The organism is Dehalococcoidia bacterium (assembly GCA_035528575.1).
Lineage (GTDB): Bacteria > Chloroflexota > Dehalococcoidia > E44-bin15 > E44-bin15 > DATKYK01.
Genome location: DATKYK010000036.1, coordinates 97,518 through 110,798, shown reverse-complemented (window position 1 = coordinate 110,798; position 13,281 = coordinate 97,518). Strand labels below are relative to the sequence as shown.

Here is a 13,281-nt window from a genome sequence, read left to right as displayed (position 1 = left end):
AGTGTGAGCTAAAAAGCCCAGCCAGGCAGATTATAGAGGGCTACCCGATAATGGGTGGCCCCCCTGTTATATCCCCCACAGCCTACCTCAATACCGCTTTAACTACAAAAAGCATACTATTCACTTTGTGACCGGCATCGGTAGGGCCGGCAAACCATTCAAGGTGTTCCATATTATATTATTGGGTAGCATTGACGACTTCTGCCTACAATGCTAGAATGTAAATGAATTAACAAGCTTATCTATTATTAAGTATTAAGGTAGTCAAGGATGGTAAAGGCATCTTGCCCTAAACACGGTATAGACCTATCAGCCAAAAGGCCATGAGCAGGCAAGCTGGCTGCTGAAGAATATGAATTGAGCGAGGCGTCAATTATAAAATACCAAGTCAATCCAACAAGCGTTGCCTGTAGTTTATCACTTCCGCAACATAGTAGTAGAACCGCCACTTCGTGAGCTATTCTCGGGTGTCGGTTTTTTGTGACTTTTATCACCAACGGCTTTCCTTTATACTGTTAAAATAACAAAGGGGGTAGAAATGGCTAAACCGAAGGTGGCTTTTTACTGGTGCGCTTCATGCGGTGGCTGTGAGGAGACGGTGGTTGACCTCAATGAAGATATTCTCAAGGTAGCGGACGCCGTTGACATCGTTCTATGGCCAGTGGCACTGGACTTTAAGCGAAAGGATGTCGAGGCGATGGCCGACGGCGAGATAGCGGTGAGCTTTATCAACGGGGCAGTGAGGACAGAAGAGCAGGAGGAGATGGTAAAGCTGCTGAGACAAAAATCCGGGCTTATCGTTGCCTTCGGTGCCTGCGCCCATCTCGGCGGGATACCGGGGCTGGCAAACTTCTGGAACCGTGAGACGATATTTCAAAGGCAATATATAGAAGTCCCCACCATGGAAAATCCGGAGGGAGTCACCCCACAAGTTAAGACCACGGTTGATGTTGGCGAGCTCACCCTGCCCGAATTCTACGATACGGTAAAAACACTGGACCAGACCATCGACGTAGATTACTACCTGCCGGGGTGTCCGCCGCCGCCGGATTTGATAATGAACGCAGTAACCGCCATCCTCGAGGGAAAACTCCCGGAGAAAGGGGCGGTGCTTGCCCCGAATATAGCCCTGTGTGATAGTTGTCCGAGAAAGGACTCAAGGCCGGATAAACTGTCGATCAAGGAGATAAAGCGGCCGTGGCAAATCAAGATTGACCCGGAGAAATGCTTCCTTGACCAGGGATTGATCTGCATGGGGCCGGCTAGCCGTTCCGGGTGTGGGGAGACCTGCATTAGAGCCAACCAGCCATGCCGCGGTTGCTTCGGCCCGGTGGATGGCGTTACCGACCAGGGGGCAAAAGGGCTTTCCATGATCGTCTCCATTCTCGGGATTGAGGAGGAGGAAAAGATGACGGAAGAAGGTGTCACAAAGTTGATCGAGGGGATTGCCGACCCGGCGGGAACATTCTACAGGTTTAGCCTCCCCGCTTCGCTTCTGGTAAGAAAGAGAATGTAGGGCAGAGGAGTTATAGATAGCATGAAAAAGATAACCATAGATCCGATAACCCGGCTTGAGGGCCACGGCAAGATAGAGATATTCCTCGATGATGCTGGCGAGGTGGCTAGGGCTTACCTTCAGATACCAGAGCTTCGTGGCTTCGAGAAGTTCTGTGAGGGAAGGCCCGCCGAGGAGGTGCCCCGAATAACCACGATGATTTGCGGGGTGTGTCCCACCGCCCACCACATGGCGGGGACCAAGGCCCTTGACGACCTCTTTAAAGTGGAGCCGACTTCGGCGGCGAAAAAGATAAGGGAGCTGATGTATAACGCCTTCCAGTGCGAGGACCACATACTGAACTTCTTCTTCCTCGGCGGCCCCGACTTCGTTGTCGGCCCCACCGCGCCTGCGGGGGAGAGGAATATACTCGGTGTCATTGCCAAGGCGGGAATGGAAGCCGGCGGCAAGGTCATCGAGGTAAGAAAAAGGATGCGCAACGTTCTGCGTATAATCGGTGGCAAGCCAGTCTCCCCCACCTGCGGCCTGCCCGGTGGCGTATCAAAGGGAATCAGTGAGGATGAAAAGAAGACCATCATTGAAGCCGGGGACTACGGCGTTGAGTTCTGCCAATTCGCACTTAAGCTTTTCGATGATATCGTGCTTGGAAATAAAGACTATGTTGACCTGGTCACCGGGGATGTCTATAAGCACCGAACATATTACATGGGGATGGTGGATGCGAATAACAAGGTGAACTTCTACGACGGCGATATCCGCGTTGTGGACCCGAACGGCAAAGAGTTCGCCAAGTTCAAGCCACAGGAATACTTAAGTCACATCAGGGAGCACGCTGAGCCCTGGACCTACGTGAGATTTTCTTTCCTAAAGGATGTCGGATGGAAGGGATTCGTGGATGGGGAGGACAGCGGTGTCTTTCGAGTGGCTCCACTCGCCCGCCTCAATGTCGCCGACGGCATGGCCACGCCGCTGGCTCAGGAGGCCTATGAAAAGCTGTTTTCCACATTAGGCGGCAAGCCGGTTCACAATACCCTTGCGTTCCACTGGGCCCGACTGGTGGAGGCGCTATACGCCGCTGAACGGGTGCAGCAACTGGCAAATGACCCCGAGATAACCTCTCCCGACATCGTAAACCTGCCCACCCAGACCCCCAAAGAGGGAGTGGGTATAGTGGAGGCGCCGCGAGGAACCCTGATCCACCACTATGAAACCGATGACAAGGGAATCATTACCAAGTGCAACCTGATCGTAGCCACGCAAAATAACTCGGCGGCGATTAACATGTCGGTGGAAAAAGCAGCCAAGTTGCTGATCCACAAGGGCGAGGTCCCCGAGGGGATCCTCAACATGATCGAGATGGGCTTCCGCGCCTATGACCCCTGTCACGCCTGCGCCACCCATTCACTGCCGGGGAGGATGCCCCTTGAGCTAAATATATATGACTCCCAAGGGGACTTGGTGAAGAGATTACGCAGAGGCCAATAGAGAGGAGAGCGGGGAATAAGAGAGCGTGTTGAGGAAGTATTTTACGAACACTGGATAGATATCTCTACCTCCCTGTCGGAAATCGTGCCCTGCGGGAGAGGACATTAAGTACAGCGATGCTGCGATTGCTTGCCTTCCTTTGGTCCCCGAGTAGGCCTCCCGGCAGATAATAAATAGCGATGTTGAAAACTATGAGAAGAACCCCCTATTTACAATATACAACTATGTTTGCTATCTCTGTCCAAAGGAGTGCAATAATATTTTGAAGACTATACCAAAGGCAGTGAGACGTTATATAGAGCTATGATCTTTCTCCGCTTGCTAGCGATTACCGCTACCGCGCGCTCAACGAAGGACTTTCCTTCACCACGCTGTAATTGTGTAACAGAGGCAAGTTTAAGGGGTTGGATTAGCCGGTGTCGTTTTGGCTAAAGCATATCCATTTACGAGTCGAACTGAATGAGTATAACTGATGCGATTAACCCTTCGCCCTCAAGTGAACTGCAGAATTTTGTAGAAAGCCGAAGCGGGCAGAAGGTGCTGCGCTGTTACCAGTGCGGAAAATGTAGCGCCGGATGTCCCGCGTCCTACGTCATGGACATGGGCCCGCGCCAGGTTATGCGGGCCATACAGCTCGGACTAAAGGAGAGAGTCCTGGAGAGCTCTACTATATGGCTCTGTATCTCCTGCCAGACCTGCTCCGCCCGCTGCCCCAACGAGATAGATATTGCCCGGGTGATGGAATCGCTGCGGTTGCTTGCTGCTGCTGAGAAAAGCAAACCGGCTGAAAAAGGCATCGAACTCTTCCACAGGCTCTTCCTCGTCATTATCCAGCGCTTCGGCCGTATCCATGAGCTTTCTCTCGGTGTTTCATACAATTTGCTGAGCAGACAACCTTTCGCCAAAATCACGACGCTGCCAGCTATGTTCGCAAGGGGCAAAGCACCCGTTTTGCCACCCAGGGTTAAAGGGGCTGCTGAAATTAGAAATCTATCCGCCAAGGTAAAGGCCATGGAGAATGAGCCTCATAAAAGGGATGCAGAATGATACCGGATACCTTCGCATATTATCCCGGCTGTACCCTGCACTCCACAGAAAAGGAGTACGACGTATCGGCCCGTTTGGTATGTGCGAAGTTGGGACTTAAACTGCAGGAACTGGAGGATTGGACCTGCTGTGGAGCCTCCTCAGCTCATACCATCAATGAACTTTTAAGCATCGCCCTACCCGCCCGTGACCTACAGAAGGCGGAGAAAATGGGGCTTCCCATAGTGGCTGCCTGTGCCCTGTGCTTCTCACGTTTGAAGCATGCTGCCCACGCACTAATAGACAAAGAAAAGCTGGATTTGATTAATAACCTTCTCGGTAATGAGTTTCACAATACCACCGAGGTTTTTCACCTGCTTAAAGTCTTATACGAGAAAAGGGATGCCATAACCCCGAGCAGACCGCTCGGCAGCTTGAAGATTGCCTGTTACTACGGTTGCCTGCTGGTTCGCCCCCGCGAAATAGTCGATCTAGATGATGTTGAGGACCCTCAGATTATGGATCGGCTGATGGAGAGGCTGGGCGCTGTAACTGTGGACTGGGGTTTTAAGACAGAGTGCTGCGGTGCCAGCCTGCCTATCACCAAACCTGAAATGGTGTTAAAGCTTTCACATCGCATACTCTCCCAGGCAAAGCAGGCAGGTGCCGACTGTGTGGCGGTGGCTTGCCCCATGTGCCATAACAACCTGGACGCCTACCAGAAGGATATGAAAAAGAAATATAGCGATGAGTTTGAGTTGCCGGTGCTTTACTTCACCCAGCTTGTGGGGCTTGCCCTGGGCTTCTCGCCCAAGCAACTGCTCCTCGACAAGCACTTCACCAGCCCACTACCCATGCTTAGAGATAAGGGACTGGCAGATGAAGGAATCGCTATAGCAGAGGTTAGCCATGGCTAGGACCGGGGTTTTTATATGCCACTGTGGAACCAACATCGGCGGCACGGTGGATGTCTCCAAAGTGCTAGAGGCTGCCAAGAGCATGCCAATGGTAACCTTTATCGATGATAATACCTATACCTGCAGTGAACCAGGGCAGGCATCCATCCACGATGCCATAATTGAGAATCGGCTGGATCGGGTGGTTATTGGCAGCTGCTCACCCCGAATGCACGAGAATACCTTCCGCAAAACCGTTGCCTCAGCGGGTATTAATCCCTACCTTCTAGAGATAGCCAATATACGAGAGCATTGCAGCTGGGTACACGGGGATGATAAGGAAGCAGCCACCGAAAAGGCTATCGAACTGATCCGGATGGCAGTAGCCAAGGTTGCCGCCCTTGAACCCCTTTCCCCCGGGCAGGTTGGGGTCACCAAACGAGCACTTGTCATCGGGGGTGGCATCGCCGGGATCCAGGCAGCCCTGGACATCGCCAATGCCGACTACGAGGTAGTCTTAGTAGAGCGTGAACCTAGCATTGGGGGGCGCATGGCTCAGCTGGATAAGACATTTCCCACCCTGGACTGCTCGGCCTGTATTCTCGCCCCCAAAATGGTCGATGTGGCGCAGCAACCCAATATCACCCTCCTCACCTATGCTGAGGTACAGGATGTAAGGGGCTTTGTGGGTAATTTCGAAGTAAACATCCTGCAGAAAGCGAGGAGGGTAGACCATACCAAATGCACTGGCTGTGGCACCTGCTGGCAAAAGTGCCCGGAGCGAGCACCATCGGAGTTTAACTTGGAGATGGGGAAACGCAGCGCAATCTACGTCCCCTTCCCCCAGGCGGTCCCGCTCAAGCCGGTCATCGACACCGAGCACTGTGCCCATTTCAATTACCTGAAAGCCAAGGAAGAGGGCAAGGAATTACCCGACTGCAATATCTGCCAGCAGCTCTGCCCGGTAAGTGCCATCGATTACGAGCAGGAAGACCAAGTCATCTCGGAGAGGTTTGGTACCATTATCGTTGCTACCGGCTATCAGACCTTCGACCACAGTGTCTACCATGAATACGGAAGCGGCAGGTATCCCGATGTCATCACCGGCCTGCACCTAGAGAGACTGCTAAGCGCCTCGGGCCCCACCGATGGGGAGGTAATCCGCCCCTCTGACGGGCTGCCACCGAAGACGGTGGTCTTTGTAAGCTGCGTGGGCTCGCGGGACGAACAGAAGGGACGGCCCTACTGCAGCAAGGTCTGCTGTATGTATATGGCAAAACAGGCCATCATGCTCAAAGAGCATGACCCCGATGTGCAGTGCTATAATTTCTATATCGATATTAGGGCAGGGGGCAAGGATTTCGATGAGTTTTCCCGGCGCGCTCAGGAGGAGTATGGCACCATATACCTGCGTGGTCGAGTATCCAAAATCTACGAGGAAGGCAAGAAGCTAATAGTATTAGGCGAGGACTCTCTCATCGGGCGACCGGTAGAGATTGCCGCTGATCTAGTCGTGCTCGCCACAGGGATGGAGCCCAGCATTGGCGCTGCCGACCTGGCCCAGAGACTTAATATCAGCTACGACACCTATAACTTCTTCATCGAGGCGCACCCCAAGCTACGCCCGGTGGAAACTAACACCGATGGCATATTTCTCGCTGGCTCCTGTGTCGGCCCACGGGATATCCCGGAAAGCGTCGCCCAAGGTGGCAGTGCCGCTGCTAAAGTCACAGCTCTCTTTAGCCAGGATGTCCTGACCACTGATCCCATGGTAGCCACTATCGATCCTATGAAGTGTAGTGGCTGTCTTCTCTGCACCCAGGTATGCCCCTTCAATGCTATCGACACCCAGGTCACCCGGGATGGCCGTACCATCGCGGTAGTTAATGAGACCATGTGCAAGGGCTGTGGCCTGTGTGTTGCCAGTTGCCGTTTTGGGGCCGCTGACCTACGTGGCTTCACCCAGCAACAATTACTGGCCCAGGTAACATCACTATGGCAATAGAATATCAACCCAAGATAGTCGGTTTCCTGTGTAACTGGTGCAGCTACGCCGGTGCCGACCTGGCTGGCACCAGCCGCATCTGCTACCCCCCGAATATCCGCATTATCCGCGTGCCCTGCTCGGGGAGGGTCGATCCCCTGCTAGTGGTTAAAAGCTTCCAGCAGGGGGCCGATGGTGTCCTGATCGCTGGCTGCCATCCCGGCGACTGCCACTACACTGAAGGTAACTACTATGCTCGCCGCCGCCTTGCTCTGCTTCGCACTTTCCTGGAGTACATAGGCATTGAAAAGGAAAGGTATCGAGTGGAGTGGGTGTCTGCCTCCGAGGGGAAGAAATGGGCCCAGGTGGTTTCCTCATTTACCGATGAACTCCATAAGCTGGGACCAAGGGAAATGACCTTGGTTAAAGGAACCGGGTGATGGACTTAAGCGAACAGATCCGTAACAAAGCTAAAGAGCTCCTTGAGAGAGAAACTGTAGATTGCATCATCGGCTACGAGCGTGCTACTGACGGAGTCGGCGCACGTCCACTGTTCGCCTATAGGCCAGAAGAGGTCGATCGGCTTATCTTCGACCAGACCTGCACCCATAATCTAGCCAAGTACCTGCTCAACCGCAAAGATAAAGCTACTGCCATCGTGGTCAAGCCCTGCGATTCCCGGGCTATCAATCTGCTTCTCAATGAGAGCCAGATTCAGCGGGATAAGCTGTTTATCATCGGGGTAGCATGTCCCGGAATAGTGAAGACTGATCGGGATAAGACCAGTGAAGAACTGCAGACCGCCTGCCAGGTCTGCCAACAGCATACACCGGTAATCTATGACTTTCTGGTGGGAGAACCGCCGGCGTCGGAGCCGGATGTAGCGGAGGCCTATGCCGATGTTTCTGGGATGGAAGGCCAATCAGCGAAGGAGAGACGAGCGTTCTGGGAAGAGCAATTCAGCCGATGTATACGCTGCTACGCCTGCCGTCAAGTTTGCCCCGGTTGCTATTGCCCCGAGTGTTTCGTTGAGCGACTGGACCCCTTGTGGGTAGGCATCAGGATAGCCCCGGAGGAAAACGAGGTATGGAATACCATACGCGCTTTTCATCTGGCCGGGCGCTGCATCGCCTGCAATGAATGCGAGCGGGTTTGCCCGGTAAATATCCCGCTCAGCCTGCTCAACCGCAAGCTGGAGAAAGAGGTGAGGGAGCTTTTCAATTTCCATGCGGGAATGGACGCCGAAACCCCAGCTCCCTTCGCAACCTATAAGAAAGAAGAGGCTTTTCCTGGGCTAGGATGAACATCGATCTGGGTAAAATCGACTCCATAATAGAGCCCTACAAAGGCAGGCAGGGTTTGCTGATCTCTCTATTGCAGGATATCCAGGCCGAATGCAACTATCTGCCTCAGGAAGCGCTGATTAAGGTCAGCCAGGCCTTAGAGCTCCCCCTTAGCCAGGTATTCAGCGTGGCCACCTTTTTTAAGGCTTTCAGTCTGGAGCCTAGAGGACGTCATATAATCATGGTCTGCCTGGGCACTGCTTGCCACGTAAGGGGTGGGGAGAGGCTGGCACAAAAACTGGAGAGAGATTTAGGCATAAAGCCTGGTGAGACTTCGCCGGACTTCAGCTTCACGCTGGAAGCGGTGAATTGTTTGGGGTGTTGCGCTTTAGGTCCGGTTGTGGTTATCGATAGCAAATATGAGAGCAAGGTGGACTCTGCCAAGCTCGATAAAATATTGAAAAGGTATCAATCAGAGGCTAACGAGGGCTAATGGTGCCAGAAAAAGTGCTGGGAAAAAGGATAAACAGTCCCCTCGAACTGGAAGCTCTGGGGCAGTCAATAGTTGCCAAGAGGGACCCCGATAAACCCTGCGTAGTGCTATGCGCCGGGACAGGCTGTCGTGCTGCCGGTGCCGAAGAGGTGGTGGATGCTTTTAGGGAAGAGATCAAGCAGCAGGGTTTGGGGGATAAGGTAGAGGTAAAGGCGACCGGCTGCCACGGTTTTTGCGAAAGGGGGCCACTGGTGGTCCTGCGACCAAAAAAGATTTTCTATCAGCAAATAACCAAAGAAGATATCCCGGAGATCGTTTCCGAAAGCCTGGTCAATGATAACATAGTGGAGAGGTTGCTTTATACTGACCCGGCAACAGGTAAGAAGATAGTATATGAAGATGATGTGCCCTTCTATAAGAAACAAACGCGGATCCTTCTCGGAGCCAATGGAGAGATCGACCCCACCGAAATCGATGATTACATCGCTATCGGCGGTTATTCCGCTCTGGCTAAGGCCCTTTTCCAGATGTCCCCGGAGGAGATTATCGAGGAGGTAAAACAGTCGGGCCTGCGGGGGCGGGGGGGTGCAGGGTTCCCCACCTACAGAAAGTGGGAATCCTGCCGCCACGCCAGAGGTGCTATCAAATACGTCATCTGCAATGCCGATGAGGGAGACCCCGGTGCTTATCAGGACAGGAGCCTCCTTGAAGGAAATCCCCACAGTGTTCTGGAGGGGATGATCATCGGTGCCTATGCCATAGGCTCCCATGAAGGCTACATCTATGTCCGCAATGAATATCCCCTGGCAGTAAGACATATCGAAAGAGCGATCGAGCAGGCAGCAGAGTATGGATTGCTGGGTGAAAACATCCTCGGGTCCGGCTTCGATTTCAGCGTAAGCATAAATAGGGGCGGGGGGGCCTTTGTCTGCGGGGAATCGACGGCGCTAATGGCTTCACTCGAGGGTAAGATAGGAGAGCCAAGAGCAAAGTACATTCATACCGTGGATAAGGGCTTATGGGATAGGCCAAGCAATCTCAATAATGTCAAGACCTGGGCCAGCGTTCCCCTGATAATAAATAAGGGTGCCGATTGGTACTCCCAAATGGGAACGGAGGGGACCAAAGGCACCATGATATTCTCACTGGTAGGAAAGGTAAATAACACCGGCTTGATAGAGGTCCCCATGGGAACAACCTTGAGGGAAATAATCTACGATATCGGTGGAGGAATCCCCGGGGGGAAGAAATTCAAGGCAGTGCAAACCGGGGGACCTTCGGGGGGCTGCATCCCTGAGGGGCTTCTCCATCTACCGGTAGATTTCGATGCGCTGACCAAAGCCGGGTCGATGATGGGTTCCGGCGGGATGATAGTAATGGATGAGGACACCTGTATGGTAGATATAGCCAGGTATTTCCTAACCTTCCTTGAAGAGGAATCCTGTGGCAAGTGTGTACCCTGTCGAGAAGGGATAAAGCGAATGGGACAGATACTAACCGGCATCACTCAGGGAAAGGGAAAGGAAGGGGATATCGAGATACTGGAGGATCTAGCCGGTGTCCTCCGTGATGGTTCTCTTTGCACTTTAGGAACAACAGCGGCCAACCCTGTCCTGACCACTCTTCGTCACTTCAGAGATGAATATGAGGCACACATCAAGGAAAAGAGATGTCCTGCTGCCGTTTGCCAGGAGCTGATCCAGTATTCCATTATCGAGGAGAAGTGTCCTGGATGTGCTCTGTGTGTAAAGGCCTGTCCAGAGCAAGCGATAACCCTGGTAGCGAAAAAGCAGCCGGTAATCCTGGATCAGAGCAAGTGCATTAAATGTGGAGCATGCTACGATGTCTGCAAGCTCGGGGCAGTGGCAAAGCGGTAAATCATGGTAACCTTAACTATCGACGGCAGAGAAATAGGGGCAAGAGAAGGGGAAACCATACTGGAGGCGGCAAGCCGCGTCGGTATCGAGATACCCGCCCTCTGCTACCACGAGGCCATTTCCCCTTACGGGGCCTGCCGTCTGTGCACCGTGGAGGTAAATCAAAGGGGGCGAGTCAGACTTGTGGCCTCGTGTCTCTTCCCCGTGGAGGAGGGACTGGAGGTAAAGACCGACTCCGAGAGTGTCAGGAAGCTACGCAAAGGGATAATGGAGCTGCTTCTCGCCAGCTGTCCCGATTCCGAGAGGATACAGAGTTTAGCCAGTGAAATGGGAGTCGCCCAAACCAGGTTCGCACTCGAAGATAAAAATTGCATCCTCTGCGGCCTGTGTGTACGGGCCTGCCAGGAAATATCGGAGAAGAGCATAATAAGCTTCGTTGGTCGGGGGACTAAAAGGAGGGTTGCCACCCCCTTCTATGTTCCCTCCGAGGAGTGTATCAAGTGTCAGGCCTGTGCCTATATTTGCCCTACCCGAGCCATCAGATTCGAAGAAGGCAAACTGGTATTGCCGACATAGATTAGAGGACGGGGAAGTGACACAATTTATATCTAAGAAAGACCTGCTCACCTGGTTGGGTCAATTGATGGACGAACGCAATCTAGTAGCGCCTATCAAGGTGGATGATTTGCTCCTTTCCCGCAAGATCGACCGGGTAGAGGATATCGTCTTCGACTTCGACAATACCACCTTATCTCCCAAAGAGTGGTTCTTCCCTCCTTCTGAAACCCTGTTCTATATTAACAGGAAGAACGGGCAGGTAGAATTAATACCAGCAGCTATAGAGAGAGAAACAGCGATATTTGGCGTTCGCCCCTGCGATGCCCGGGGTATGGCCATGAACGATTACCCCTTCCTAGAGGAGCCGGCGGATGCATTGTACCGGCAACACCGTGATAAAACTACCCTCATCGGTCTAGCCTGCCTCACCGCTTGCCCCGAGTGCTTCTGCACCAGCATGGGCAGCGGTCCCCACGACCCAGCTAATTTGGATATCCTGCTCACCGAGGTAGCGGACGGCTATATCGTTCAGGTGCTTACGGATAAGGGTAAAGCCCTGTTGCCTGACAAACTGATAACCACGACGGATGTATCACCTCCCCCGGCTCCGGCCCCCTCAGAAGTCCCCAGCGAGGGTATTTCGGAGAAGATGAGACGAGCCTTCGACGACCCCTTCTGGGACCGGCTGGCCGATAGATGCATCCATTGCAATATCTGCGCCTATGTCTGCCCCACATGCTACTGCTTCGATGTTCGGGACTACACCGATAAAGCCAGGATCGAGCGGGTGCGTAGCTGGGAGAGCTGCCAGTCCCCGGGGTTCACCCGCATTGCTGGCGGCTATGACCCCCGCTCCACCAAGGGGTTTCGACTCAGGCAGAGGTTCGCCCACAAGCTATTTTACTTTCCCGAGCAGTTTGGAGCCTTGGGCTGCGTCGGCTGTGGCCGATGTGTCAGGGCCTGCCCGGTAAACATCGATATTCGTGAGATAATACAGGATGTTCAGCAGCTTGGAGTAAAAAGTGAAGCCTGAGAATCCGCTTCTGCCCTATTTAGCTACAATACAAGATGTGATTAACCTCACACCTGATGTTAAGCTATTTAAGCTAGAGCTGAATGACCCCGATATCAGAGACAGTTTCGACTATAAGCCGGGGCAGTTCATCTTCGTCTCCGCCTTCGGAGTGGGCGAGGCGCCCTTTGGCCTAACCTCAGTATCGCACCGCAAAGACGGCCTGGAGGTTGCCATAAGGCAGGTTGGCACCGTTACCGCTTCCCTTCACCAGCTTGAGCCGGGGGCGATCGTGGGGGTGCGGGGACCCTTTGGCAACCACTTCCCGCTTGATGACTATAAGGGGAAAATCATATTCATTATCGGCGGCGGCATCGGCTTTGCGCCATTGCGTCCGATAATCACCACCATTCTCGACAATAGAGATAACTATGGAGACCTGGTCATCATCAATGGAGCGCGCAGCCCTCAGGACCTGGTCTTCGCACCTGAGTTCGATGCCTGGGCAACGGCACCCGGGACAAAGCTGGAGCTCACCGTCGATGCCGGTGACGATAAATGGACCGGTAGAGTAGCCCTGATTCCCGCAGTGGTGAGTGAACTCAAGCTCTCACCGGAGAATGCCATTGCCATTACCTGCGGCCCGCCTATCATGATCCACTTCACCCTTATTGAGCTAAGGAAGCTGGGCTTCGCCGATAACCAAATCATAACCACGCTAGAGGGCAAGATGAAGTGCGGTTTGGGCAAGTGTGCACGATGTAATGTGGGTGAGAAGTATATCTGCCAGGATGGCCCCGTCTTCTCTATGGAGCAGATCTCAGAGCTAATCGAGCAATTTTAAATCGGATTAACGTCCTTAGAATCCTGATGAGGAAACAAGATGAAAAGCGTCGCCAATATATATACAGCAATATAAGGAGGTATACCATGCGGGAGAAGGTAGAAGCAGCTCTAACTGAGATAAGGCCGTCATTACAGGCAGATGGCGGCGATGTCGAGCTGGTGGATGTGACCGATGGTACGGTCACGCTGAAGCTGACAGGCGCCTGCAGCGGCTGCCCGATGGCAACCCAGACGTTGCATCAGGGGATTGAGCGCGTGCTCAAAGAGCAGATACCCGAGATCAAAGAAGTGATTGCCGTCTGATT

The 13,281-nt window shown here is 53.2% G+C and carries 13 protein-coding genes; all 13 read left to right on the top strand.

From position 1 onward, the window contains the following. Positions 1-538 precede the first annotated feature (538 nt). The 13 genes from VMX96_09320 to VMX96_09260 all read left to right on the top strand — a co-directional run bounded on the left by VMX96_09320 (position 539) and on the right by VMX96_09260 (position 13,279). A complete protein-coding gene (locus VMX96_09320; GenBank protein HUU64097.1) occupies positions 539-1,516 on the top strand; it encodes an oxidoreductase in 978 nt (325 codons plus the stop codon). A gap of 21 nt (positions 1,517-1,537) precedes the next feature. After that, positions 1,538-3,001: a Ni/Fe hydrogenase subunit alpha gene (locus tag VMX96_09315; protein ID HUU64096.1), complete on the top strand. Its 1,464-nt coding sequence runs from the start codon at positions 1,538-1,540 to the stop codon at positions 2,999-3,001. 459 nt (positions 3,002-3,460) lie between these two features. Beyond that, on the top strand, positions 3,461-4,048 hold the full coding sequence (locus VMX96_09310) for a 4Fe-4S dicluster domain-containing protein (protein ID HUU64095.1): 588 nt from the start codon (positions 3,461-3,463) through the stop codon (positions 4,046-4,048). Next, on the top strand, positions 4,045-4,944 hold the full coding sequence (locus VMX96_09305) for a CoB--CoM heterodisulfide reductase iron-sulfur subunit B family protein (protein ID HUU64094.1): 900 nt from the start codon (positions 4,045-4,047) through the stop codon (positions 4,942-4,944). Before VMX96_09310 ends, VMX96_09305 begins: the two co-directional genes overlap by 4 nt. Next, the gene (locus tag VMX96_09300; GenBank protein HUU64093.1) at positions 4,937-6,928 is read left to right on the top strand and encodes a CoB--CoM heterodisulfide reductase iron-sulfur subunit A family protein; all 1,992 of its coding nucleotides are present in this window, start codon (positions 4,937-4,939) and stop codon (positions 6,926-6,928) included. The genes VMX96_09305 and VMX96_09300 overlap by 8 nt, the downstream gene beginning before the upstream one ends. Further along, positions 6,919-7,347 (top strand): hydrogenase iron-sulfur subunit, encoded by a 429-nt coding sequence (locus VMX96_09295; protein HUU64092.1) that lies wholly within the window; start codon positions 6,919-6,921, stop codon positions 7,345-7,347. The genes VMX96_09300 and VMX96_09295 overlap by 10 nt, the downstream gene beginning before the upstream one ends. Next, entirely contained in the window at positions 7,347-8,210 is an 864-nt protein-coding gene (locus VMX96_09290) for a hypothetical protein (GenBank protein ID HUU64091.1), read from the top strand. The genes VMX96_09295 and VMX96_09290 overlap by 1 nt, the downstream gene beginning before the upstream one ends. Next, positions 8,207-8,683, top strand: coding sequence for an NAD(P)H-dependent oxidoreductase subunit E (locus tag VMX96_09285; GenBank protein ID HUU64090.1), 477 nt, complete (start codon positions 8,207-8,209; stop codon positions 8,681-8,683). Before VMX96_09290 ends, VMX96_09285 begins: the two co-directional genes overlap by 4 nt. Next, the gene (locus tag VMX96_09280) at positions 8,683-10,560 is read left to right on the top strand and encodes an NADH-quinone oxidoreductase subunit NuoF (protein HUU64089.1); all 1,878 of its coding nucleotides are present in this window, start codon (positions 8,683-8,685) and stop codon (positions 10,558-10,560) included. The genes VMX96_09285 and VMX96_09280 overlap by 1 nt, the downstream gene beginning before the upstream one ends. Positions 10,561-10,563: 3 nt before the next feature. Continuing rightward, a complete protein-coding gene (locus VMX96_09275) occupies positions 10,564-11,136 on the top strand; it encodes a 2Fe-2S iron-sulfur cluster-binding protein (GenBank protein HUU64088.1) in 573 nt (190 codons plus the stop codon). 16 nt (positions 11,137-11,152) lie between these two features. Then, positions 11,153-12,151: a 4Fe-4S dicluster domain-containing protein gene (locus tag VMX96_09270; GenBank protein ID HUU64087.1), complete on the top strand. Its 999-nt coding sequence runs from the start codon at positions 11,153-11,155 to the stop codon at positions 12,149-12,151. Next, positions 12,141-12,974, top strand: a complete 834-nt coding sequence (locus VMX96_09265) for an FAD/NAD(P)-binding protein (protein HUU64086.1) — start codon at positions 12,141-12,143, stop codon at positions 12,972-12,974. Before VMX96_09270 ends, VMX96_09265 begins: the two co-directional genes overlap by 11 nt. An 86-nt stretch (positions 12,975-13,060) precedes the next feature. Then, complete coding sequence (locus tag VMX96_09260; protein HUU64085.1) at positions 13,061-13,279, top strand: NifU family protein; 219 nt, start codon at positions 13,061-13,063, stop codon at positions 13,277-13,279. Positions 13,280-13,281: the final 2 nt, after the last annotated feature.